This is a genomic window from Nocardia sputorum (assembly GCF_027924405.1).
In the GTDB taxonomy this organism is placed as follows: Bacteria; Actinomycetota; Actinomycetes; order Mycobacteriales; family Mycobacteriaceae; genus Nocardia; species Nocardia sputorum.
In genome coordinates this window covers 4,609,191-4,633,704 of record NZ_AP026978.1, presented here as the reverse complement: position 1 = coordinate 4,633,704, position 24,514 = coordinate 4,609,191, and the positions used below count along the sequence as shown (strand labels likewise).

The 24,514-nt window shown below is 67.0% G+C and carries 16 protein-coding genes, 3 rRNA genes and 1 pseudogene; 19 read left to right on the top strand and 1 reads right to left on the bottom strand.

The window, feature by feature from the left end; genetic code table 11:
- Window positions 1-481: 481 nt before the first annotated feature.
- The 9 genes and pseudogenes from QMG86_RS20870 (at window position 482) to recN (ending at window position 12,956) form a co-directional block, all read left to right on the top strand.
- Window positions 482-2,000, top strand: a 16S ribosomal RNA gene (locus QMG86_RS20870).
- A gap of 321 nt (window positions 2,001-2,321) precedes the next feature.
- Window positions 2,322-5,436 (top strand): 23S ribosomal RNA (locus QMG86_RS20865).
- A 127-nt stretch (window positions 5,437-5,563) separates the two neighbouring features.
- Window positions 5,564-5,680 (top strand): 5S ribosomal RNA (gene rrf, locus QMG86_RS20860).
- Together the 16S, 23S and 5S rRNA genes form the textbook arrangement of a ribosomal RNA operon.
- A 674-nt stretch (window positions 5,681-6,354) precedes the next feature.
- Window positions 6,355-7,497, top strand: a pseudogene (locus QMG86_RS33765) (tetratricopeptide repeat protein); the annotation flags it as partial.
- A gap of 705 nt (window positions 7,498-8,202) precedes the next feature.
- Window positions 8,203-9,093, top strand: a complete 891-nt coding sequence (locus QMG86_RS20845; protein ID WP_281874283.1) for an HAD-IIA family hydrolase — start codon at window positions 8,203-8,205, stop codon at window positions 9,091-9,093.
- A gap of 13 nt (window positions 9,094-9,106) precedes the next feature.
- Window positions 9,107-9,415: a hypothetical protein gene (locus QMG86_RS20840; RefSeq protein WP_195090094.1), complete on the top strand. Its 309-nt coding sequence runs from the start codon at window positions 9,107-9,109 to the stop codon at window positions 9,413-9,415.
- 1 nt (window position 9,416) lies between these two features.
- Window positions 9,417-10,238 carry a TlyA family RNA methyltransferase gene (locus tag QMG86_RS20835; protein ID WP_281874278.1) on the top strand — a complete coding sequence of 274 codons (822 nt, stop codon included), beginning with the start codon at window positions 9,417-9,419 and terminating at the stop codon, window positions 10,236-10,238.
- Entirely contained in the window at window positions 10,235-11,194 is a 960-nt protein-coding gene (locus QMG86_RS20830; RefSeq protein WP_281874276.1) for an NAD kinase, read from the top strand. Before QMG86_RS20835 ends, QMG86_RS20830 begins: the two co-directional genes overlap by 4 nt.
- Complete coding sequence (recN, locus tag QMG86_RS20825) at window positions 11,172-12,956, top strand: DNA repair protein RecN (protein ID WP_281874274.1); 1,785 nt, start codon at window positions 11,172-11,174, stop codon at window positions 12,954-12,956. The genes QMG86_RS20830 and recN overlap by 23 nt, the downstream gene beginning before the upstream one ends.
- 9 nt (window positions 12,957-12,965) lie before the next feature.
- Here recN and QMG86_RS20820 read toward each other — a convergent pair whose 3' ends face one another.
- Window positions 12,966-13,385: an SRPBCC family protein gene (locus tag QMG86_RS20820; protein WP_159839717.1), complete on the bottom strand. Its 420-nt coding sequence runs from the start codon at window positions 13,383-13,385 to the stop codon at window positions 12,966-12,968.
- A gap of 445 nt (window positions 13,386-13,830) precedes the next feature.
- Here QMG86_RS20820 and QMG86_RS20815 point away from each other — a divergent pair, with 445 nt between their 5' ends.
- The 10 genes from QMG86_RS20815 to scpB all read left to right on the top strand — a co-directional run bounded on the left by QMG86_RS20815 (window position 13,831) and on the right by scpB (window position 24,514).
- A complete protein-coding gene (locus tag QMG86_RS20815) occupies window positions 13,831-14,265 on the top strand; it encodes a hypothetical protein (protein ID WP_281874273.1) in 435 nt (144 codons plus the stop codon).
- A gap of 342 nt (window positions 14,266-14,607) precedes the next feature.
- Complete coding sequence (steA, locus tag QMG86_RS20810) at window positions 14,608-15,822, top strand: putative cytokinetic ring protein SteA (RefSeq protein ID WP_281874271.1); 1,215 nt, start codon at window positions 14,608-14,610, stop codon at window positions 15,820-15,822.
- Window positions 15,823-15,832: 10 nt separating this feature from the next.
- The gene (locus QMG86_RS20805) at window positions 15,833-16,777 is read left to right on the top strand and encodes a copper transporter (RefSeq protein WP_281874270.1); all 945 of its coding nucleotides are present in this window, start codon (window positions 15,833-15,835) and stop codon (window positions 16,775-16,777) included.
- Between the two features lie 219 nt (window positions 16,778-16,996).
- Entirely contained in the window at window positions 16,997-18,718 is a 1,722-nt protein-coding gene (gene pyrG / locus QMG86_RS20800) for a CTP synthase (RefSeq protein WP_281874268.1), read from the top strand.
- Window positions 18,719-18,722: 4 nt separating this feature from the next.
- Window positions 18,723-19,382, top strand: coding sequence for an NUDIX domain-containing protein (locus QMG86_RS20795; protein WP_159839722.1), 660 nt, complete (start codon window positions 18,723-18,725; stop codon window positions 19,380-19,382).
- A 6-nt stretch (window positions 19,383-19,388) separates the two neighbouring features.
- Window positions 19,389-20,333, top strand: a complete 945-nt coding sequence (gene xerD, locus QMG86_RS20790) for a site-specific tyrosine recombinase XerD (protein ID WP_281874264.1) — start codon at window positions 19,389-19,391, stop codon at window positions 20,331-20,333.
- Between the two features lie 160 nt (window positions 20,334-20,493).
- Complete coding sequence (locus QMG86_RS20785) at window positions 20,494-20,958, top strand: cupin domain-containing protein (protein WP_281874261.1); 465 nt, start codon at window positions 20,494-20,496, stop codon at window positions 20,956-20,958.
- 190 nt (window positions 20,959-21,148) lie between these two features.
- Entirely contained in the window at window positions 21,149-22,093 is a 945-nt protein-coding gene (locus tag QMG86_RS20780) for a ParA family protein (protein ID WP_040866172.1), read from the top strand.
- 902 nt (window positions 22,094-22,995) lie between these two features.
- Entirely contained in the window at window positions 22,996-23,802 is an 807-nt protein-coding gene (locus QMG86_RS20775; RefSeq protein WP_281874258.1) for a segregation and condensation protein A, read from the top strand.
- A 55-nt stretch (window positions 23,803-23,857) separates the two neighbouring features.
- Window positions 23,858-24,514 carry an SMC-Scp complex subunit ScpB gene (gene scpB, locus QMG86_RS20770; protein ID WP_281874256.1) on the top strand — a complete coding sequence of 219 codons (657 nt, stop codon included), beginning with the start codon at window positions 23,858-23,860 and terminating at the stop codon, window positions 24,512-24,514.

Below are 24,514 nucleotides of genomic sequence, written 5' to 3'. Positions count from 1 at the left end.
AGCGCGCCGCTGACCTGCGGAAACGCCGGTTCGTTCAGGCGATTTGACGTAGCGTTTTCCGCCGCGTAACTTAGTCCAAGTCAGAGCGACACGGACACCAACCCGGAGCCGAAGCGAGGCGGAGACGCTGAGCAGGACCGGGAAACGAGGTAGGACGAGGAGCGCCTGGTAGCCCAGTTCAACGCGGATCTTCCGATGGTCTTGACTTCGGTAGGCTGCTTGGTTAGGCTGGGAAAGTTGCCTCACAGAAGGTCCGGTCAACACTGGCCCGGATGTGTGTGCGTGTGTTCTTTGAGAACTCAATAGTGTGTCGATGAATGTCAGTGCCAAATGTTTTTTTGGTTCCGGCTCTTCCGCTCCCCGTGTGGAGGGTCGGGCATTTTTTGTCAGCTAATTTTCCGGCTGGCGATTGTTTTGCTAGGTTTTCGGACTCTAGTTTAGATATTTCTGATTCACCTCTTCGGGGGTGTTTCGTGAGTCTTCAACGGAGAGTTTGATCCTGGCTCAGGACGAACGCTGGCGGCGTGCTTAACACATGCAAGTCGAGCGGTAAGGCCCTTCGGGGTACACGAGCGGCGAACGGGTGAGTAACACGTGGGTGATCTGCCTCGCACTTCGGGATAAGCCTGGGAAACTGGGTCTAATACCGGATATGACCACTGGTCGCATGGTTGGTGGTGGAAAGATTTATCGGTGCGAGATGGGCCCGCGGCCTATCAGCTTGTTGGTGGGGTAATGGCCTACCAAGGCGACGACGGGTAGCCGGCCTGAGAGGGCGACCGGCCACACTGGGACTGAGACACGGCCCAGACTCCTACGGGAGGCAGCAGTGGGGAATATTGCACAATGGGCGAAAGCCTGATGCAGCGACGCCGCGTGAGGGATGACGGCCTTCGGGTTGTAAACCTCTTTCGACAGGGACGAAGCGTGAGTGACGGTACCTGTAGAAGAAGCACCGGCCAACTACGTGCCAGCAGCCGCGGTAATACGTAGGGTGCGAGCGTTGTCCGGAATTACTGGGCGTAAAGAGCTTGTAGGCGGTTTGTCGCGTCGTCTGTGAAAACTCACAGCTCAACTGTGAGCTTGCAGGCGATACGGGCAGACTTGAGTACTGCAGGGGAGACTGGAATTCCTGGTGTAGCGGTGAAATGCGCAGATATCAGGAGGAACACCGGTGGCGAAGGCGGGTCTCTGGGCAGTAACTGACGCTGAGAAGCGAAAGCGTGGGTAGCGAACAGGATTAGATACCCTGGTAGTCCACGCCGTAAACGGTGGGCGCTAGGTGTGGGTTTCCTTCCACGGGATCCGTGCCGTAGCTAACGCATTAAGCGCCCCGCCTGGGGAGTACGGCCGCAAGGCTAAAACTCAAAGGAATTGACGGGGGCCCGCACAAGCGGCGGAGCATGTGGATTAATTCGATGCAACGCGAAGAACCTTACCTGGGTTTGACATACACCGGAAACCTGCAGAGATGTAGGCCCCCTTGTGGTCGGTGTACAGGTGGTGCATGGCTGTCGTCAGCTCGTGTCGTGAGATGTTGGGTTAAGTCCCGCAACGAGCGCAACCCTTGTCCTGTGTTGCCAGCGGATTATGCCGGGGACTCGCAGGAGACTGCCGGGGTCAACTCGGAGGAAGGTGGGGACGACGTCAAGTCATCATGCCCCTTATGTCCAGGGCTTCACACATGCTACAATGGCCGGTACAGAGGGCTGCGATACCGTGAGGTGGAGCGAATCCCTTAAAGCCGGTCTCAGTTCGGATCGGGGTCTGCAACTCGACCCCGTGAAGTTGGAGTCGCTAGTAATCGCAGATCAGCAACGCTGCGGTGAATACGTTCCCGGGCCTTGTACACACCGCCCGTCACGTCATGAAAGTCGGTAACACCCGAAGCCGGTGGCCTAACCCCTTGTGGGAGGGAGCCGTCGAAGGTGGGATCGGCGATTGGGACGAAGTCGTAACAAGGTAGCCGTACCGGAAGGTGCGGCTGGATCACCTCCTTTCTAAGGAGCATCTGCTCGGTCGCCTCGAACAGTCGAGTGTGGCTGTGCCAGAGCCGTTCATGTCCTCGAATGTGGGACTGCGGAGCTCATGGGTGGAACGCTGACAACTTCTTCGCATCGACGGCGGCCCTGTGTGGTTGTCGGCGGGGATATATCGACACACTGTTGGGTCCTGAAAGAACAGACGTTCTTTCCAGGCAAGAGATAACGATCTGCTCGGATCTGCTTGATACCGGCCTTCTTGGGAGGGTGCTGGTCTTGCGTGAGGGTTCGGGTGGGTGTGTTGTTTGAGAACTGCACAGTGGACGCGAGCATCTTTGTTTGTAAGTGTTTAAGAGCGTTCGGTGGATGCCTTGGCACCAGGAGCCGATGAAGGACGTAGGAGGCTGCGATAAGCCTCGGGGAGCTGTCAACCGAGCTGAGATCCGAGGATTTCCGAATGGGGAAACCCGGCACGAGTGATGTCGTGTCACCTGCCGCTGAATATATAGGCGGTTGGGAGGGAACGTGGGGAAGTGAAACATCTCAGTACCCACAGGAAGAGAAAACAATTGTGATTCCGTGAGTAGTGGCGAGCGAAAGCGGATGAGGCTAAACCATGCGTGTGTGATAGCCGGCAGGTGTTGCACGTGTGGGGTAGTGGGGCTCACTTTCCTATCACTGCCGTGGTAGGCAACAGTCAGAAAAGTGCGTGTTAGTCGAAGTGGTCTGGAACGGCCTGTCGTAGAGGGTGAGAATCCCGTAGGCGAAAATGCGTGCTCTGTTGTAGTGGGTGCCCGAGTAGCAGCGGGCCCGTGAAATCTGCTGTGAATCTGCCGGGACCACCCGGTAAGCCTGAATACTCCCTGGTGACCGATAGCGGACTAGTACCGTGAGGGAAAGGTGAAAAGTACCCCGGGAGGGGAGTGAAATAGTACCTGAAACCGGACGCTTACAATCCGTCAGAGCCTTCCCTTTGGGGTGGGGTGATGGCGTGCCTTTTGAAGAATGAGCCTGCGAGTCATCGGTGTGTGGCGAGGTTAACCCGTGTGGGGTAGCCGTAGCGAAAGCGAGTCCGAATAGGGCGTTTTGAGTCGCATGTCATGGACCCGAAGCGGAGTGATCTACCCATGGCCAGGGTGAAGCGACGGTAAGACGTCGTGGAGGCCCGAACCCACTTAGGTTGAAAACTGAGGGGATGAGCTGTGGGTAGGGGTGAAAGGCCAATCAAACTCCGTGATAGCTGGTTCTCCCCGAAATGCATTTAGGTGCAGCGTCACGTGTTTCACATCGGAGGTAGAGCTACTGGATGGCCTAGGGGGCCCACAAGCTTACCGAAGTCAGCCAAACTCCGAATGCCGGTGTGTGAGAGCGTGGCAGTGAGACTGCGGGGGATAAGCTTCGTAGTCGAGAGGGAAACAGCCCAGATCGCCGGCTAAGGCCCCTAAGCGTGTACTAAGTGGAAAAGGATGTGGGGTCGCGAAGACAACCAGGAGGTTGGCTTAGAAGCAGCCACCCTTGAAAGAGTGCGTAATAGCTCACTGGTCAAGTGATCCTGCGCCGACAATGTAGCGGGGCTCAAGTACACCGCCGAAGCCGCGGCACTCCAACATGCGCCTGCTTTCGAGCCAGGTGTTGGGGTGGGTAGGGGAGCGTCGTGCAGCCGTGGAAGTCACAGGGTGACCTAGTGGTGGAGGCTGTGCGAGTGAGAATGCAGGCATGAGTAGCGAAAGACGAGTGAGAAACTCGTCCGCCGAATGACCAAGGGTTCCTGGGCCAGGTTAATCCGCCCAGGGTGAGTCGGGACCTAAGGCGAGGCCGACAGGCGTAGTCGATGGACAACGGGTTGATATTCCCGTACCCGTGTATCCGCGCCCAGTGGCGAATCAGTGGTGCTAAGTGCCCAAATGTGGATGGACTTCCTTCGGGAAGCTTGAAGCGGCTGCGCACGACCCCTGCTGTAGTAGTCAAGCGATGGGGTGACGCAGGAAGGTAGCTGGGCCAGGTGATGGAGTACCTGGTGTAAGCGTGTAGGGCGAGTGGTAGGCAAATCCGTCACTCATGTGCCTGAGACGTGATGCGTAGCCGATTGAGGCGAATTCAGTGATCCTATGCTGCCGAGAAAAGCCTCTAGTGAGTTGGTACACGGCCCGTACCCCAAACCGACACAGGTGGTCAGGTAGAGAATACCGAGGCGATCGAGAGAACTGTGGTTAAGGAACTCGGCAAAATGCCCCCGTAACTTCGGGAGAAGGGGGACCACGTCTGGTGACGATCCTTGCGGTCTGAGCTGGGTGTGGTCGCAGAGACCAGAGAGAAGCGACTGTTTACTAAAAACACAGGTCCGTGCGAAGTCGTAAGACGATGTATACGGACTGACGCCTGCCCGGTGCCGGAAGGTTAAGAGGACCGGTTAGCCACTTTTGGTGGCGAAGCTGAGAATTTAAGCCCCGGTAAACGGCGGTGGTAACTATAACCATCCTAAGGTAGCGAAATTCCTTGTCGGGTAAGTTCCGACCTGCACGAATGGCGTAACGACTTCTCTGCTGTCTCAACCACAGACTCGGCGAAATTGCATTACGAGTAAAGATGCTCGTTACGCGCGGCAGGACGAAAAGACCCCGGGACCTTCACTATAGCTTGGTATTGGTGTTCGGTACGGTTTGTGTAGGATAGGTGGGAGACTGTGAAGCGGGCACGCCAGTGTTCGTGGAGTCGTCGTTGAAATACCACTCTGGTCGTATTGGACTTCTAACCTCGGACCCTGATCGGGTTCAGGGACAGTGCCTGGTGGGTAGTTTAACTGGGGCGGTTGCCTCCCAAAATGTAACGGAGGCGCCCAAAGGTTCCCTCAGCCTGGTTGGCAATCAGGTGTCGAGTGCAAGTGCACAAGGGAGCTTGACTGTGAGACTGACGGGTCGAGCAGGGACGAAAGTCGGGACTAGTGATCCGGCACCGGCATGTGGAAGCGGTGTCGCTCAACGGATAAAAGGTACCCCGGGGATAACAGGCTGATCTTCCCCAAGAGTCCATATCGACGGGATGGTTTGGCACCTCGATGTCGGCTCGTCGCATCCTGGGGCTGGAGTAGGTCCCAAGGGTTGGGCTGTTCGCCCATTAAAGCGGCACGCGAGCTGGGTTTAGAACGTCGTGAGACAGTTCGGTCTCTATCCGCCGCGCGCGTCAGAAACTTGAGGAAGGCTGTCCCTAGTACGAGAGGACCGGGACGGACGAACCTCTGGTGTGCCAGTTGTCCTGCCAAGGGCACTGCTGGTTGGCTACGTTCGGAAGGGATAACCGCTGAAAGCATCTAAGCGGGAAGCCTGTTCCAAGATGAGGTTTCTCACCACCTTCGAGTGGTTAAGGCCCCCTATAGACCATGGGGTTGATAGGCCGGAACTGGAAGCACGGTAACGTGTGGAGGTGACCGGTACTAATCGGCCGAGGACTTACCAACAAAGGTTGCTACGCGTCCACTGTGCGGTATCTGAAACAACACACAGAGACTGCTGATGATCGACGGCATGATCCCGTGTTCGGGGTGGTGTGGTCGGGAGTTGGTGGTGTGGATAGTTTCATAGAGTTACGGCGGCCATAGCGGTGGGGAAACGCCCGGTCCCATTCCGAACCCGGAAGCTAAGCCTGCCAGCGCCGATGGTACTGCACTCGACAGGGTGTGGGAGAGTAGGACACCGCCGGAACATCCTTTCCGATAGGGGACCCAGTTACTGGGTCCCCTATCGGCATTTGAGCACCTGATGGAGCTCCGAAAGACTTGCCGTACCGGCCCCCACCGCAGGTACGTGATTGAATTCGTGGGAATACAGACTTTTGCGACACCAAGAAAGGGAGCACCGTGCCGGAACAGAACGACGATCGGAAGCCCTTCCGGCGCGGCGCTCCCGACTCCGGAGCCGGTCGGCGAGACGACAACCCGGACGCGAGCCGACGCGGCGGTGGATTCAACCGCCGCAGTGAGTCCGGGGAGCGCGGTGGCTTCGCGCGGCGCGAGGGCTCGCCTGGCTCCGGGCGGCGAGACAGTTCCTCCGAACGTGGTGATTCTCAGCGCCGCGACAATTTCGGAGGGTTCGACCGACGCGGAAACAGCGGCAATTACGACCAGCGTGGCGGTTCGGGTGAGCGTGGCGGGTTCCGCCGCCAGGATTCCGGCGATCGCGGTGGTGACAGCGGTGGCTTCCGGCGCGGGGGTGACGCCTCGAAGCACGGTGGCTTCCAGCGGCGGGACGACTCCGCGGGACATGGCGGCGGATCCGCCGGGAGAGGCGGGGCTGCGCAGCGCGGCGGATACCAGCGCCCGGACGACTCAGGCGAACGTGGTGGCTTCAAACGCCGGAGTGATAGCGGGGAGCGCCGCGACGATGCGCGGGGCAGCTATCGGGCCGGCGGGGACTCCGGTGCTCGCCGCGGATTCGAGCGTGGCGGTGCCGGCGACCGTGGCGGATTCCGCCGCCAGGACTCCACCGAGCGTGGCGGTGACAGTGGTGGCTTCCGGCGCGGGGGTGACGCAGCCAAGCGTGGTGGTTTCCAGCGTCGGGACGAGTCCGCGGGCGCTCGAGGCGATGTCCGTCGCGGTGAACCGGGCGAGCGCGGCGGGTTCAAGCGTCGCGGCGATTTCGATGAGCGCGGTGACGCGGCGGGGCACGGTGCGTCCGGCTTCCAGCGCCGCGATGACGAAAGCCATCGCGCGGGTCCGGATCGCGACGAACGGCGCGGCGGCGCGGACCGCGAAGGCCGAACTGCACACGGTGACGCCTCGCAGGACCGTCGCCGGGGCGGCGAAGGCGCCCGTAGTGGCGGGCGTTCCCTCGATCGCCGCCCACCGCGGCCGGAGGAACCCGATCTGCCGGACGAGGTGCAGGCCACCGACCTCGACTCGGCCGTGCGGCGGGACCTGCTCAGTCTGGACAAGGGCAATGCGGAGACCGTCGCCCGGCACTTGGTGATGGCGGTGCGGCTGCTCGAAGACGATCCCGGACTCGCGCTCGCCCATGCCCGGGCGGCGCGGCAGCGAGCCGGGCGGATCGCCGTCGTCCGGGAGACCGCGGGCGTGGTGGCCTATCACGCCGGTGAATGGGCGGAGGCCTTGTCGGAGTTGCGTACCGCGCGCCGGATGTCCGGCGGTTCGGGGTTGCTGGCCGTCATGGCCGATTGCGAACGTGGTCTGGGACGTCCGGAACGCGCGATCGAACTCGGTCGCAGCGAGGAAGCGCGTGCTCTGCGCGGTGACGACGCCGCCGAACTGCGCATCGTGGTCGCCGGTGCGCGGATGGACCTCGGTCAGTACGACCAAGCCGTCGTCACCTTGCAGACTTCGGATCTGGATCCGTCTCGGACGGGTTCCGCCGCGGCGCGCCTGTTCTACGCCTACGCCGACGCCCTGGTCGCTGCGGGCCGCACCGATGAGGGCCTCACCTGGTTCCTGAACGCCGCCTCGGCCGACCTGGACGGAGAGACGGACGCCGAAGAACGCGCCGCCGAACTCACCGGCGATATCTGAGCCTGCCGTTGAGGTGGTGCGCACCGGTTCCTCTGGCGGCGTTCCAGTGACGCGTCATCTCAGCGTTGTTCGGAAGCACAACTCTCCGCTTCGGCGGGCGAGTTCGAAAGCTGTTGGCATCGGTCCGCCTGTGCCGCCCCTGCCTCGTCTGTAAGGCGCTTCACTGCAAGCACGCCTGAGCCGCTGGATAGAAGTCCTGAGATCGTCTCCAAGACGACACACGTGTCCCTGCTGCACTCCTGGCGTGCCAGCTCCAGCGGCGTGACACGGGTCGCGCTTCGGCGGGCGAGATTTGCAGCCAGCCGTCGAGGCGGCCGCACTGACGGCTGGGGTACGGCGGCGGGTTCGGCTATCACCGGTGGCGACGAGGAGAGCGCCGTGAGGCGGCGGGCTGCCGTTGTCGACGTCGTGTGTCCGGCGATATCGGCACGAAGCGCAGCATGGCGGAGGGTGCGGAGGTGCACACTGTGCCCGCGCGATCACACCGTGGTCGTGACATGCGGGAGCGGGACCATGGGCTTGATCAGCGAAACTGCGCTGTCTCGCTTGCGATCCGGTGTGGCCGGAGTGGCCGACGCCACGTCTTTCCGGTGTGCCCGCTGGCGTAGTGTCGAGTGTCTCGGACTCGCCGAGCGGATGTGCTGCCGGAGGGTCGGCGGTGATGAGTCGGCACGGCGCCGATCGGTGACACGGAGTGAGAGTGGTGTGAAGCGACTACGAGATCGCTACCGAGCCCTGCTGCTGGATCTGGACGGGACGCTGTACCGCGGTCACGAGGTGATCGTGGGGGCGCCGGAGGCACTCGCCGCGGACGGGCAAGCCGATCAGCGGCTGGTGTACGTCACGAACAATGCCAGCCGCGGGCCGCAGGTCGTGGCCGCGCATCTGTCCGAACTCGGCTTTCCCGCCGCTCCCGACGACGTGGTGACCAGCGCTCAGGCCGCGGCGCGGTTGCTGGCCGAGCGGCTCGATCGCGGCGCGCCCGTTCTGGTCGTCGGCACCGATGATCTGGCCGCCGAGGTGGACTGCGTCGGACTGCGGCCGATCCGGCGCTTCGATGGCGCCGCGCCGGCCGCGGTGGTGCAGGGACATTCACCCGAGACCGCCTGGCCGGACCTCGCCGAAGCCGCCTATGCCCTGCGTGCGGACGCGCTGTGGGTCGCGGCGAACACCGACCGGACCCTGCCGAACGAACGCGGCCTCGCGCCCGGCAACGGCGCGATGGTCGCCGCATTGCGTGCCGCTTCCGATCGGGAGCCGATCGTGGCAGGCAAGCCGTACGCGCCCCTACTGGAGGACGCGCTCGTCCGGGCCGGTTCTCGCTCCGCCTTGGTGGTGGGCGACCGTCTGGACACCGACATCGAGGGCGCCAACCGGGTAGGTCTCGACTCGTTGCTGGTGCTCACCGGAGTCAGCACGCTGGGCGAACTGCGCAAGGCCCCGGACGCTCAGGTGCCGACCTATATCGCCGATTCGCTCGACGCCCTCAATCACGCCATCGTCGCCGCCGAGCCGGATGCCGATCTCGGCGACATGCTGCGGCGCCACCCCGGGCGAGCTGTGACGGTCCGCGCGTCCGATTCGGAAATCCGATAGCGTTGACGCCACGATGACTACACCCACGCCTCGTCCGAACGGTCCCGGCACGGCCGCCGGTGCGCAAGGTCCCCGGCCCGGGGTCCCGCTGCCCGGTCAGCACCTGCCGGGTGCGCAAGGCCGCCCGGAGCCTGCCGACCCGGATCGTATCCGCGGCGAGGTCGACAGCCTGCTCGCCGAACTCGAGCGTCCCGGCTGGAACGGGCCCGTGCCCGCGACCGACAGCGCCGAGGCCGGAGTCGACATCACCCGGCGCGCTCGCATCCTGGAGCAGGCACATGACGTGCTGGTACAGGCCTTGGCCACGGTGGACAAGATCTGAGGTGGCCAGACGCGCACGGGTGGACGCGGAACTCGTTCGCCGCGGATTGGCGAGATCGCGAGAACACGCGGTCGAGCTGATCGGCGCCGGCCGCGTCCTGATAGCTGGAACGGTCGCGGTGAAGGCGGCGACCGCTGTCGAGGCGGGTACGCCGCTGGTGGTCCGCGAGGAGCCCGACGAGGTCTCGTGGGCCTCGCGCGGCGCGCACAAACTCCTCGGCGCGCTGGCGCGGTTCGAGCCGGACGGCCTGTCCGTGGCGGGCAAGCGCTGCCTGGACGCGGGCGCTTCGACCGGCGGTTTCACCGACGTGCTGCTGGCGCGGGAAGCGCGGGAGGTCGTCGCCGTCGACGTCGGGTACGGCCAGCTGGTCTGGCGCCTGCGTACCGACGAGCGGGTCCGCGTGTTCGACCGCACCAACGTGCGCAACCTGACGCCCGAAATCATCGGCGGTGCGGTCGACGTGGTGGTGGGCGACCTGTCCTTCATTTCGCTGAGCCTGGTGCTGCCCGCGCTGGCCGCCTGCGCGGCACCCGGCGCCGACCTGTTGCCCATGGTGAAGCCGCAGTTCGAGGTCGGTAAGGAGCGAGTCGGGTCGGGCGGCGTGGTGCGCGATCCCGCGCTGCGCGCCGACGCGGTGCGCACGGTCGCGGCCGCGGCCGCGGAGCTGGGCATGCGCACCGTCGGTGTGGTGGCGAGCCCGCTGCCGGGCCCGTCGGGCAATGTCGAATACTTCTTGTGGCTGCGCAACGACGGGCCGTTCGCCTACGACGGCGAGCAGGTCGCTGCGCTGGTAGAGCGTGCGGTTGAGGAGGGTCCACAGTGAACGCGCCGGCCCAGCCTTGCGGCCGGGAGATCCTGCTGGTGTCACATCCGGGCCGCGCGGAGATCATCGAGACCGCCCACCGGGTGGCGAAGATCTTCGCGGACGCGGGAATCTGCCTGCGCGTGCTCGCCGACGAGGCGGACAGCACGCGGTTCGAGGCCGAGCCGGGCGGCTATCCGGTGCGCGTGGTCGAGCACAGCCCGGAGGCGGCGGTCGGCTGCGAGATGGTGCTCGTGCTCGGCGGCGACGGAACATTCCTGCGCGCTGCCGAACTGGCCCGCCCGGCCGGGGTGCCGGTGCTCGGGATCAACCTCGGCCGCATCGGGTTTCTCACCGAGGCCGAGGCGGAGCATCTGGATGAGGCGCTCGCGCAGGTGGTCCGGGGGGATTACACGATCGAGCATCGGATGACCATCGACGTCACGGTCCGGGTCGAGGACGAGGTCGTCGACAGCGGATGGGCGCTGAACGAGGCGAGCATCGAAAACGCTTCGCGCATCGGGGTACTGGAAGTGGTGCTGGAGGTCGACGGGCGACCGGTGTCGTCGTTCGGCTGCGACGGCATCCTGATCTCGACGCCGACCGGTTCGACCGCCTACGCTTTCTCCGCGGGCGGTCCGGTGGTGTGGCCCGAACTCGAAGCCTTGCTGGTGATTCCGAGCAATGCCCATGCCCTGTTCGCGCGGCCGCTGGTGACCAGCCCCGAGTCGCGGATCGCGGTCGAGTCCGTGGCGACCGGACACGATGCGATAGTTTTCCTGGACGGCAGGCGCACGCTCGCACTGCCCAGCGGGGGCCGGGTGGAGGCGGTTCGCGGCGCTCGACCGGTGCGCTGGGTACGGCTGGACTCCGCACCCTTCGCCGACCGGATGGTGCGCAAGTTCCAATTGCCCGTGACAGGCTGGCGTGGCCGACGGCGAACGGAGAGCACAAGTGCTGACAGAGATCAGGATTGACGGGCTTGGCGTCATTTCCACGGCGACCGCGCAGTTCCACGCGGGACTGACCTGCCTGACCGGCGAGACCGGCGCGGGCAAGACCATGGTGGTGACCAGCCTGCATCTGCTCAGCGGTGCGCGCGCGGACGCGGGCCGGGTCCGGCTCGGCGCGTCCCGCGCCGTGGTGGAGGGCCGGTTCACCATCGAGGACGTCAACGAAGCCGCCCGCGCCGAGGTCGCGCAGGTGCTCGAGGCGGCCGCGGCCGAGCAGGACGACGACGGCAGCGTCATCGCGATCCGCACGGTCGGCAGCGACGGGCGCTCCCGCGCGCATCTCGGTGGCCGCGGTGTCCCGGCCTCGGTGCTGGCCGATTTCACCGCGCCCTTGCTGACCGTGCACGGTCAGAACGACCAGCTGCGGTTGCAGCGTCCCGATCAGCAGTTGTCGGCGCTGGACCGGTTCGCGGGCGACGCCGTGTCCGCGCTGCTGCGGAAGTACCAGGTGCTGCGCCGATCCTGGCTCGACGCTCGCACCGAGTTGCTCGAACGGACCGCGCGCAGCAGGGAATTGGCTCTCGAGGCCGAACGCCTCGAACACTCGCTGAACGAAATCGACGCCATCGCTCCGGAACCCGGCGAGGACGTGCGCATCGTCGACGAGGTGCGCAGGCTCAGCGACCTGGATTCGCTACGTGCGGCGGCGGCCACCGCGCATGAGGCGCTGGCCGGCCCTGCCGACGCACCCGGAGACGGGTCCGGCGCCATGGAAGCGCTCGGCACCGCTCGCGCCCGCATCGAAGCCGCCGACGATCCGGCGCTGGTCGCGCTCGCGCCGCGCCTGGCCGACGCCATCGCCGTGGTGGTCGACGTGACCACCGAGTTGAGCGGGTATCTGTCGGATCTGCCTTCGGATCCGGGGGCGCTGGATTCGCTGCTCACCCGGCAGGCCGAATTGAAGACGCTGACCCGCAAGTACGCAGCGGACATCGATGGGGTGCTGGCCTGGGCGCAGGAGGCCCGGACCCGGCTCGGTTCGCTGGACGTCTCCGAGGAGGCGCTGGCGAAGCTGGCCGCCGAGGTGGACACCGCCGCCGAACGGGTGCGGGAGGCGGCGAAGAAGCTGAGCGCCGCGCGGCGGAAGGCGGCGGGCAAGCTGGCCGCCGCGGTGAGCGCCGAGCTGGGTGGTCTGGCGATGGGCAAGGCGCGCCTGGAAGTCGAGGTGCGGCCGGTGCTCGCGGGCGCGCAGGACTCGGCGCCGCTCACCGTCGACGGCCAGGAGTTGCATGCCGGCGCCATGGGTATCGATGAGGCCGAGTTCCGGTTGGCGGCGCATTCGGGCGCGCAGTCGTTGCCGTTGAGCAAGAGCGCGTCCGGAGGTGAGCTGTCGCGCGTGATGCTGGCGCTGGAAGTGGTGCTGGCCGGCTCCGAGCACGGAGCCACCATGGTGTTCGACGAGGTCGACGCGGGCGTCGGCGGGCGCGCCGCGGTGGAGATCGGCCGCAGGCTGGCCCGGCTGGCGCGCACGCATCAGGTGATCGTGGTGACCCATCTGCCGCAGGTCGCCGCGTTCGCCGACACGCACCTGGTGGTCGACAAATCCGACGACGGCAAGGGCGCCGTCAACAGCGGCGTCCGTGCGCTGACCAACGACGAGCGCGTGGTCGAGCTGGCGCGCATGCTGGCCGGTCTCGACGACACCGAGACCGGCCGGGCGCACGCGGAGGAACTGCTCGCGACGGCGCGCGCCGAGAAAGCGGGCGCCGAGGCGGCCGCGCGCTGAGCGCGCCGGTCAGCGCACCGCCTTCTGCGCACCCTTGATGAACTGGCCGATCAGGTTCTTCAGACCGAGTTCCAGCACCTTGGCGGGCACCGGCAGCGACGGGTCCGATTCCATCGTGTAGGAGACCAGAGTGCCGTTGTCGGCGTCGGCGAAAGTGACGATGCCGACGTGCCGCTTCACCGGCGCGCCCTTCACGATCTTGTATTCCATCCGCTCGCCGGGCACGAGCTTCGTGATCTCCTCGGTGACCCCGACCGGGCCGAGACCGATCAGGTGCTGCGCGCCGACGCCCTCGCGTTCGGTGAGGCCGGGCTTGATCAGCTTGACCTGGACCGGGATGTAGGGGCTGATGCTCTCGCGGTCGGCGAAGAGCCGGTAGACGACCTCGCGCGGGGCGGCGATGACGGCGTCGACGGTGGTGCTGGCCATGAAATCTCCTCTTCCGGTTACGTGTGACCGGCAGCATATAGCTACAGCGGGCGCCGCTCGGCGGTCGTGTCGTCCGCATCACAATCGGTGGCGAGCCGTCCTCTTCGGGAGGATTTCCGGGCTGGTGACGCCAGGCCCTTCGGCGCCGAGCTCGAGCAGGGGAGAGTGGTGGCCGCCGCACACAGCGGCTCGATCTACTGGGGAAACCCGTGCAACGCTCGCAAGTTACTCGAAGTCGGGTCTCGGCTAGACGAAAGGAAGGTACGTACCCAGCCGCTTCGGTTCACATATTGCACCTTGCGTTCAAAGGGTTTCGGCCGTGGTGGCTGCGATCGTGTGCAAGTGATGTCCGCAATGTCCGTTTCATCATCTACTATTGACCTCAGTAGGTTAACGGTGGATGAATTCCATCGGACAGCGGAAGCGCCGAGGCAAAGGGGCCGTCATGGGCAGCGTTCTTCCAGTGGTGACCGAGACGGGCGGGGAGCGCCGCCGCGGCCCGACCGGCCGACGCCGGAAAACGGTGAAAACGGGCGCATTCGCGCTGATTGTGGCCGGTCTCGCCGCGGGGGCGATCGGCGCGGCCGGTGGGGCTGCCGCGGAGTCGTTGTCCCGCTCCGACCACTCCGGTCGCGCGGGTTCGCACGGCGACTCGACTGGGTGGCACGAGATCGACCCGTTCGGCTACCAGCATTCCGACCCGAATCCGTTGCGGCAGAACGAGCATCAGCATGCCCTGCGCGAGTATCACCGCAAGAACAAGCCTCGGCCCGCCGAAAGCGGTCCCGGCGACAGCACGGGCGACGCGGCTTGGAGCCGCACGCCGCGTCCGGACGGTAGCGGCTGGACCGTGTGCCGCCCGCAGGCGAAGTGGTGCTGACGACGGCAGCCGTCACTTCGGATCAGTGCGGTAGCGGCTGATTCGCTGGCTGGCGAAACGGGCCGTGACGCGACCTCCGATCTCGGGCGGGCAGTCGCTGCGGCGCATCGATCCGGGCCTCTGGGCAGGTGACGTGGTTCGAGCGTCGTGGATCATCAGTGGCGCGGCATCCGGTTCGGAGCAGCGCTCTGAACAGTGAATATAAGTGAGAATTCGTCGCGAATCGCGGCGCGGCGGCGTAGTCGATTCAGAGGGTGGGCGCAATGGCGTGGACGCCCGACCGCAGTGTGCGGGACGGCGCGCCTCCACCAATGGTTGAGGGTTTGCCGCCATCATCGGCACATGAAGATGCCGGCGTTGTTGTCGAGAAACACCGAAACGTTGCCTGGTCTGATCGGGACGGCCCGGGTGGATCGCAACACCCGGCGGCTGCTCGGACGGGTCGGGCCGGGCGACATCGTCGTCCTCGACGAGATGGACCTCGACCGGATGACCGCCGACCGGCTGGTCGAGGCGCGTGTCGGGGCCGTGATCAACACCTCGCCGTCCATTTCCGGCCGTTACCCGAATTTGGGACCCGAAGCGCTCGTCGCCAACGGGATCCTGCTGCTGGACACGGTGAGTTCGGATGCGTTCAAGAAGATCAAGGACGGCGTCAAAGTTCGCGTCGTCGACGGCGTGGTCTATGCCGACAAGCTGATCAAGAAGGAACCGGAGGTCCTCGTCGAGGGCATCGAACTCACCGAGTGCGCGATCGCGGAGCGGATGATCGAGGCGCGCAACGGGCTGGCCGATCATCTCGAAGCGTTCGCGGGCAACACCATCGAATTCATCCGCACCGAGAGCGCGCTGCTCATCGACGGGTTCGGCGTCCCGGAACTGGATCTGGTGATGAAGCACCGGCACGTGGTGGTGGTCGCCGACGGCCCGGAGCACGCCGAGGATCTGCAGCGGCTCAAGCCGTTCATCAAGGAGTACGCCCCGATCCTCATCGGCGTGGGCCGTGGCGCGGACACCCTGCGCAGGCGTGGGTATCGGCCCGACGTCATCGTGGGGGACCCCGAGGAGATCACCACCGCCACCATGAAGTGCGGCGCCGAGGTGATCCTGCCCGCCGACACCGACGGCCATGCCAAAGGGCTGGAGCGCATCCAGGACCTCGGTATCGGTGCGACGACGTTCCCCTCCTCGGGATCGGCCGCCGATCTGGCGCTGCTGCTGGCCGACCATCACGGCGCGGCGCTGATCGTCACCGCGGGGGCGCCCGCCTCGCTCGACGACTTCTTCGACCGCGGCCGCCGCGACAGCAATCCGGCCACCTTCCTCACCCGGCTCAAGGTCGGCACGAAGCTGATGGACGCGAAGGCGGTGGCCACCCTCTACCGCAACCGCGTGTCCGGGGTCGCCGTCGCGTTGGTCGTGCTCGCCGCGCTGGTCGCGGTGATCGTCGTGCTGCTGGCGTCCAACAGCGGCGGGGACGTCCTGGACTGGGGTGTGGACATCTGGAACCGCTTCGCGCGGTGGGCGCAGGAGCAAGCCGAATCTTGGGAATTCTGAACGGAGAACGATGATTTCGATGCGCCAGCACGCCATCTCGATCGTCGCGATCTTTCTCGCGCTTGCGATCGGTGTGGTGCTCGGGTCTCAGACGCTCGCGGCCGATCTGCTGTCCGGATTGCGGGCGGACAAGACCGACCTGCGCCAGCAGGTCGACATCCTGACCGAGCAGAATCGGTTGCTCGGCGAGCAGGCCGTGGCCGCCGACCGATTCATCGCGGGGTCGTCGGGGCGCATCCTCGGCGGTGCGCTCGCCGATCGCAGCGTCGTCGTGTTCACGACGCCGGACGCCGATCCGGGGGACGTCGAAGCGGTGACGCGGGCGCTCGCGGTCTCCGGGGCGGCAGTCACCGGCCGGATCGCGCTCACCGAGGCGTTCGTCGACGCCACGGAGGGGGACCGGATGCGCACGGCGCTCACGAACGTCATCCCGGCCGGGGCGCAGCTGCGGACCGGCGCGGTGGACCAGGGCAGCATGGCCGGTGATCTGCTCGGACTGGTGCTGCTGCTCGATCCGGGGAACGGGCAAACCCGGAGCACGCCGGAGGAACTGGGGCTGGTCCTGGAGACCCTGCGGGGCGGCGGGTTCCTCGCCTACGGCGACACGCCGGTGCGGCCCGCGCAGCTCGCCGTCGTGATCACCGGCAACGGCGTCGCCGCCGCGGAGAACGGTGCCGGCTCGAATACCGCTCGCTTCGCCGGCGCCTTGCGCGGCCGTGGGGCGGGAGTGGTCCTCGCGGGGCGCGCGGGCGCCGCCGACGGGCAGGGGCCGATCGCGGTGATCCGCACCGACGCCGCGCTCGCGGCCCAGGTGAGCACCGTCGACAATCTCGACCGGGAACTCGGCCGGGTCACCACCGCGCTGGCGCTCGGCGAACAGCTCAACGGTGGCGCCGGACGCTACGGCACCGGCGCCAAAGCCACGTCGCTCACCCTGGCCGCCGTCCCGGGCTGATGAACTGAGCGGGTCGTGTCGCCGGGGTATTCGCAGGTCACGGGCTTGATCGACCGTTACGCCGACGCCGGGCCACCGGCTCGGGGTGAATACCGGCGAGCGGGACGCGACCGACCTCACAATCCGACCGCCGTGGCTCTGATCGCAGTCTCGGCGATCGGCGGGCAAACGTGCGTGGCATTCGAACGGACGGGCGGATTCGTGTTACCGTGAAGACCCGTGGGTCAAACACGGATTCAGGCGCGAACGGACACGAAGCACATCTTCGTCAGCGGTGGTGTCGCCTCCTCATTGGGTAAAGGTCTTACCGCCTCCAGCCTCGGTCAGCTGCTGACGGCGCGTGGGCTGCGCGTCACGATGCAGAAACTCGACCCGTACTTGAACGTCGATCCCGGCACGATGAACCCCTTCCAGCACGGCGAGGTGTTCGTGACGGAGGACGGCGCGGAGACCGACCTGGACGTCGGCCACTACGAGCGCTTCCTCGATCGGGACCTGTCCCGGGACGCGAACGTGACCACCGGGCAAATCTATTCGTCGGTCATCGCCAAGGAGCGCCGCGGCGAGTACCTCGGCGATACGGTGCAGGTGATCCCGCACATCACCGACGAGATCAAGAACCGGATCCTCGCCATGCGCGGCCCGGATCTGCAGGGCCAGACCCCGGACGTGGTGATCACCGAGATCGGCGGCACCGTCGGCGACATCGAGTCGCAGCCGTTCCTGGAGGCGGCTCGCCAGATCCGCCACGACGTCGGGCGGGACAACGTCTTCTTCCTGCACGTGTCGCTGGTGCCCTACCTCGCGCCCTCCGGTGAGTTGAAGACCAAGCCGACCCAGCACTCGGTGGCGGCGCTGCGCAATATCGGCATCCAGCCCGACGCACTGATCCTGCGCTGCGACCGCGAGGTGCCGCAGGCCCTGAAGAGCAAGATCGCGCTGATGTGCGACGTCGAGGTCGACGCCTGCATCTCCACGCCGGACGCGCCGTCGATCTACGACATCCCGCGCGTGCTGCACCGGGAGGGCCTGGACGCCTACGTGGTGCGCAGGCTGGGACTGCCGTTCCGCGATGTGGACTGGACTGTGTGGGGCGACCTGCTCGACCGGGTGCACTCGCCGCGCGAGACGGTCGAGGTCGCGCTGGTCGGCAAGTACGTCGACCTGCCCGACGCCTACCTCTCGGTCACCGAGGCGCTGCGCGCGGGCGGATTCGCCTCGCGCGCGAAGGTGAACATCCGCTGGGTGCCCTCCGACGAGTGCGAGACCCCTACCGGCGCCCAGCACGCGCTGCGCGACGTGGACGCCGTGCTGATTCCCGGCGGGTTCGGCATTCGCGGCATCGAGGGCAAAGTCGGCGCGATCCACTACGCGCGCACCCGCGGCATCCCGCTGCTCGGCCTGTGCTTGGGACTGCAGTGCATGGTGATCGAGGCGGCGCGCCGGGTGGGGCTGGCGGAGGCCAACTCGGCTGAATTCGAACCGGACACACCCCATCCCGTCATCTCCACCATGGCCGACCAGGAGCAGGCCGTGGCCGGCGAGGCCGATCTCGGCGGCACCATGCGGCTTGGCGCCTACCCGGCGACGCTGGAGAAGGGCTCGGTCGTCGCGCAGGCCTACGGCAGCGAGCACGTCTCCGAGCGTCATCGCCACCGCTACGAGGTGAACAACGCCTATCGCGACAAGATCGCCGAGAGCGGCTTGCGGTTCAGCGGCACCTCGCCGGACGGGCACCTGGTCGAGTTCGTCGAGCTGCCCGCCGACGTGCATCCGTTCTTCGTCGCCACGCAGGCGCACCCGGAGCTGAAGAGCCGGCCGACCCGCCCGCATCCGTTGTTCGCGGCGCTCATCTCGGCGGCATTGAAATACAAAGCGGCCGAACGGCTTCCGGTGGATATTCCGGGTGAAGAACTGGCGGGTGCGACGGAACAGGCGTAGCGGCATGACCAACGGGGGTGCTGCCGAGCCCGGCAGCCACGATTTCGAGATCGAATCCAGCAAGACCGTCTACAGCGGCGCGATCCTCGCGTTGCGGCTCGACCAGGTGCGCATGCCGGGCGGACGGGTCGTCGAACGCGAGGTGATCGAGCATCACGGCGCTGTCGCCGTCGCCGCGATCGATGACGACGGCAACGTGGTGCTGATCAATCAGTACCGCCACCCGATCGCCAGGCGGCTGCTCGAGCTGCCCGCCGGGCTGCTCGACGTGCCCGGGGAGGATCCGCTGCTCGCGGCGCGCCGCGAGCTGGCCGAGGAGACCGGGTTGGCCGCCCGGGAATGGGCGGTCCTGGTGGACGTCGCGCTCTCGCCCGGGTTCACCGACGAAGCGCTGCGGATCTACCTGGCCCGCGGGCTGTACGAGACCGACCGGCCCGATCCCGAATTCGAGGAGGCGGATCTGGAGGTGGTCCGCATGCCGGTCGACGCGGCGGTCCGCGCGGCGCTGAGCGGGGAGATCGTCAACGCCACCGCGGTCGCGGGCGTGCTCGCGCTGGCGGCCGCGCGGGCGGGCGGCATCGAACCGCGGCCGCCGGACGCGCCCTGGGACGGTCAGCCCACGACCTTCCTCCGCCGCAAGGCGGCCGAGAAGTCCGAAGACTGACCGGAGGTGCTCGGTCGCGAGCTCGACGCCTACCTCGACCATCTCGCCGTCGAGCGCGGCGTCGCGCCCAACACCCTGGGGGCCTACCGGCGTGACCTCGGCCGCTATCTGGACTTCCTGACCGGGCGCGGCATTCGCTCGCTCGACCGGGTCGCGGAGTCCGACGTCGCCGAGTTCACCATGGCGCTGCGGTCGGGCGGCCACGGGCACCCGCCGCTGGCGGCGAGTTCGGTGGCCCGCGCGCTGATCGCCGTGCGCGGCTGGCATCGCTTCGCCGCCGCGGAGGGGCTGACCGACACCGACGTGGCGCACGCGGTGAAGCCGCCCGCGCCGGGCCGCAGGCTGCCCAAGGCGCTGCCCTACGACCAGGTGCTGCGGCTGCTCGAGGCGGCGGGTGGCGGTCAGGGGGACGCCGCGGCGGGCGTCGACGGCGGACCGCGCGGCCTGCGCGACCGCGCGCTGCTGGAATTGCTGTATTCCACCGGCGCCCGGATCTCGGAGACGGTCGGATTGGACGTGGACGATCTCGATCTCGAGGAACGGTCGGTCGTGCTGCGTGGCAAGGGCGGGAAACAGCGCCTGGTGCCGATCGGGCGGCCGGCCCTGGCCGCCGTGGACGCCTACCTGGTGCGCGGACGGCCGGTGCTCGCCGCGCGCGGAAAGGGCAATGCCGGAGCCCTTTTCCTGAATGCCCGGGGCGCGCGGCTGTCCCGGCAGAGCGCCTGGCAGGTGCTGCACACCGCCGCCGAACGGGCCGGTATCGCGGCGGCGGTATCGCCGCACACGTTGCGGCACTCCTTCGCCACCCACTTGCTCGACGGTGGCGCCGATGTCCGGGTGGTGCAGGAACTGCTCGGCCACGCCTCGGTGACCACGACCCAGATCTACACCCTGGTCACCGTCAACACCTTGCGTGAAGTCTGGGCGACCGCGCACCCGCGCGCACGGTAACCCGTTCGGCGCTCGGCGATTTCACTCGTGTGGGCGGTTTCCGCCGGCGCGGCTCGTGGGCGGAACAAAGTGGACTCTGGTCCGGTTGTCTTCGGTCATCGGGTGCGTGCGGTGTGCTCACCGGCGGCCCGGACTCCGACCACGACACGAGGTGAGCTGCATGGCAAAGTCTTTCATCGTCCACGAGGCCGACGTCGAGGCGGTTCCGCTACCAGGGGGCGGCTCCTTCCGGCTGCTCGAGGACAGCGAGAACTCCGCAGGGCTGTTCGGCGCCAATCGGCTCACCCTGGCCGCGGGTGCGGACGGCACCCGGCCGCACCACCACACGAAGTCGACCGAGATCTTCTATGTGCTGGACGGCACGATGGAGTTCCTCGTGGACGGCGCCCGCAACGCCGTGGGCAAAGGCGGCCTGGTGGTGGTGCCACCGGGGGTCGTGCACGCCTTCGGCGCCGGCGCGGAGGGGCCCGCGGAGTTTCTGGCTGTGCTCACACCCGGTATCGTCCGCTTCGAGTACTTCCGGCAACTCGGCCGGATAGCGCGCGGGGAGGCGGACTGGGACAGCATGAACGAATTGCACGACCGGTTCGATGTTCATTTCGATGGCGGACCGCAATGGCGCTGACCAGCACAGGACGAACACGCCGCGCGCAGGCGCGGCACTCGAGTGCCGTCAAGCGGTAGCGTCTATCGAGAGCTGGACCGCACGAAAGCGAGGTCGGCCCTGATCGGCCTCGCTACGCTCGGCGAGGCAACGGGCAGGAACGTATAAGGAGCAGCGGATCGTGACGACAGCCGGAGCGGCAGAGCCGCCGATGGGTGCTGGGGCGGAGCCGCTTACGGGCTCGCGACCGGGTCCGTACTCGGACGCCGCGGCGGAAACGCTGTGGGGCCACGGCGTCGAGCCGGTCCCGGAGGACGCGACGCTCGGCCCGACCGGACGGCCGCTGCGGCTGGTGCCGGACCCGCCGCCGGTCGGCGAGCACGGTGACGCGTTGATCGTGGCCATGTGCAACCAGAAGGGCGGGGTCGGCAAGACCACCTCCACCATCAATCTCGGTGCCGCGCTGGCCGAATACGGCCGGCGCGTGCTGCTGGTCGACCTGGATCCGCAGGGCGCGCTGTCGGCCGGTCTCGGTGTCGCCCACCACGATCTCGACTCGACCGTGCACGACCTGCTCATCGGCTCCAAGGTGTCCATCGATGACGTGCTGATGCAGACGCGTGTCCCGAACATGGATCTGCTGCCGAGCAACATCGACCTCTCCGCCGCCGAGATCCAGCTCGTCAACGAGGTGGGCCGGGAGCAATCGCTCGGACGCGCACTGGAGCCGGTGCGCAACCGCTACGACTACATCCTCATCGACTGCCAGCCTTCGCTGGGCCTGCTCACGGTCAACGCGCTGGCCTGTTCGGACGGTGTGATCATCCCGATGGAGTGCGAGTATTTCTCGCTGCGCGGGCTCGCGCTGCTCAACGACACCGTGGAGAAGGTTCGGGACCGGCTGAATCCGCGGCTGAGCCTGTACGGAATAGTGGTCACCATGTTCGACTCTCGACTGCTGCATTCCCGCCAGGTCATGGCGCGCGTCGTCGAGGTGTTCGGTGAGCTGGTCTACGACACGGCCATCGCGCGCACCGTCCGTTTCCCGGACGCCAGCGTCGCGGGCGAGCCGATCACCACATGGGCGCCGAAATCCAGTGGCGCCGAAGCGTATCGGTCGATGGCCAGGGAAGTCATCCACCGATCCGGCCGGTGAGCGGCCGCTCCGACCCCTCGTCTGCGTCCCACCACGACCCGTCCGGCCAGGGGTCTTCCTCGGCCGGATCGACAGCCAGGCCCGACGACCGCGCGGCCGACTCGCCGGACCCGACGGGTCCGGGGCAGCCTCCCGCGCTCGGGAACGCGGCCGCCGCGTTCATCGCCGCGGGCCGGGACGCGGCGCCCCGGCGCCCGAACCCGGCTATTCTCGGAGCCGCCGCGCCCCAGCCGGACGCCGATGCCCCGCTCCGGCCGCACGGCGCGGAGGAACCGTCCACGAGCCCACCCACGCAGCCCATCGAGGCTGCCGCGCGGGAGGCCGCCGAGATATCGGCTGATCGGCCCGCTGACGCGCCGGACGCCCGCGGCGGTTCGCCGGATGCGCCGAACCCGTCCGCCCGTTCGGCGGACGCAGGTGCCGCTTCACCGGCACCCGGCCTTTCGCCGGATGCACCCGGGACCGTGAGCCGTCCAGCGGACGCACCGGAAACGTCTGTCGGTCCGGACGCCGCACGGTACGTTTCGGGGGCTTCGGTGGTGGCCGAAGCCGCAGGTGGCGCCTTGCCGACCGCATCCGGCCTTCCACCGGACGCAGCGGACGCAGCGGACGCAGCCGGTCGTCCGCCGGACGCGCGGGACGCATCGGGCGGTTCGGCGGATGTCTCACCCATACCTGACGCTTCACCGCCTGCGCGGAGCATGTCGTCCGGCATGGCGGACGCACCTGGTACTTCGCCGGAAACATCTGAGGTTTCCGGTGGTCCGGCGGGCGCGCGCGACGCAGTCGGTGGTTCTGCGGGCGCACCTGACGCAGCCGGTCGTTCGCCGGACGCCTCCGGATCTTCACCGGGCACAGCGAAGGCGGGGGAGCAGCCGACGGCCGAGCCGTCCGGGTTCCGGTTGCGGCTGAGCAACTTCGAGGGTCCGTTCGATCTGCTGCTCACCCTGATCAGCTCGCGCAAACTGGACGTCACCGAGGTGGCGTTGCACAAGGTCACCGACGAGTTCATCGCCTACACCAAGGCGTTGACCGCGAACATGGCGCGGCAGAACACGTTGCGCGCGGACAAGATCCTGGACCAGACGACCGAATTCCTGGTCGTCGCCGCCACGCTGCTGGATCTGAAGGCCGCGCGCCTGCTGCCGTCCGGGGAGATGACCGACGCCGAGGATCTCGAACTGCTCGAGGCGCGCGACCTGCTGTTCGCCCGGCTGCTGCAGTATCGCGCGTTCAAGCAGGTCGCCGAACTGCTCGGCGAGCTGGAGGCGGCCGCGCTGCGCCGCTATCCGCGGGCGGTCGGCTTGGAGGAGCGCTACGCGGGCCTGCTGCCCGAGGTTACGCTGGGTGTCGGGGCGGCCGAGTTCGCCGCGATCGCCGCGGCGGCCTTCCGGCCCCGTCCGGTACCCAAGGTCGGGCTCGACCACTTGCACACGCACGCGATCTCGGTGGCCGAGCAGGCGGCCCTGGTGCTGGAACGGCTCAAACAGCGCGGTGCGGGCGCGTGGACCTCGTTCGGCGAGCTGGTCGCCGACTGCGAGGTGCCGGTCCAGATCGTCGCCCGTTTCCTGGCGCTGCTCGAGCTGTATCGCGGCAAGACGATCGAGTTCGACCAGCCGGATCCGCTGGGACCCCTGGCGGTCAGCTGGATCGGCGACGAGGCCGCGCAGCAGGCGGACACCGTGACAATCGAGGAGGACTACGGGTGAGCGAGCACAGCGCGCGATCGCGCACGACGGGGCCGGGCTCCGGCGAGGCTCGGTCGTGAGCGAGGCAGTGGTGGAACTCACCCCGGAGCCGCTCGCGGACGACGAGTTCCGTTCCGCGCTGGAGGCCATGCTGCTGGTCGTCGACTCGCCCGCACCGGCTGACCAGCTCGCGGCCGCGCTCGGCGACACCGCGGAGCGCGTCGAGCACACCCTGCGCGCGATGTCCGCCGAACTGTCGGCGCGGTCCAGCGGGATGGATCTGCGTTTCGTCGGCGACGGCTGGCGCTTCTATACTCGCAGCGAGTACGCGCCGTATGTGGAGCGGATGCTGCTCGACGGCTCCCGGTCGAAACTGACCCGGGCGGCGTTGGAGACGCTGGCGGTGGTGGCATACCGGCAGCCGGTGACCAGGACCAGGGTCAGCGCGGTGCGCGGCGTGAACGTCGACGGGGTGATGCGCACGCTGCTGGCCAGGGGCCTGATCGCCGAGGCAGGCGTCGACCCGGAGACCAACGGGACGCTGTACCGCACCACCGAGCTGTTCCTGGAACGGATCGGGCTCGCTTCGCTGAGCGACCTGCCGCCGCTGGCGCCCCTGCTTCCGGGCGTCGACCTGATCGATGAGATCAACGAGAGCCTGGAGACCGACCCCCGGTACACCAGGCTGAAGAAACCCGCCGAGGCCGATTTGGACCTCGGCACCGAAGAGTGA

Coding starts and splice junctions, on each gene's coding strand:
- steA (WP_281874271.1), top strand. CDS start 14,608: ATGAAGATGCCGGCGTTGTTGTCGAGAAACACCGAAACGTTGCCTGGT.
- QMG86_RS20780 (WP_040866172.1), top strand. CDS start 21,149: ATGGGTGCTGGGGCGGAGCCGCTTACGGGCTCGCGACCGGGTCCGTAC.
- QMG86_RS20820 (WP_159839717.1), bottom strand. CDS start 13,385: ATGGCCAGCACCACCGTCGACGCCGTCATCGCCGCCCCGCGCGAGGTC.
- QMG86_RS20815 (WP_281874273.1), top strand. CDS start 13,831: ATGGGCAGCGTTCTTCCAGTGGTGACCGAGACGGGCGGGGAGCGCCGC.
- QMG86_RS20840 (WP_195090094.1), top strand. CDS start 9,107: ATGACTACACCCACGCCTCGTCCGAACGGTCCCGGCACGGCCGCCGGT.
- QMG86_RS20805 (WP_281874270.1), top strand. CDS start 15,833: ATGATTTCGATGCGCCAGCACGCCATCTCGATCGTCGCGATCTTTCTC.
- QMG86_RS20795 (WP_159839722.1), top strand. CDS start 18,723: ATGACCAACGGGGGTGCTGCCGAGCCCGGCAGCCACGATTTCGAGATC.
- QMG86_RS20785 (WP_281874261.1), top strand. CDS start 20,494: ATGGCAAAGTCTTTCATCGTCCACGAGGCCGACGTCGAGGCGGTTCCG.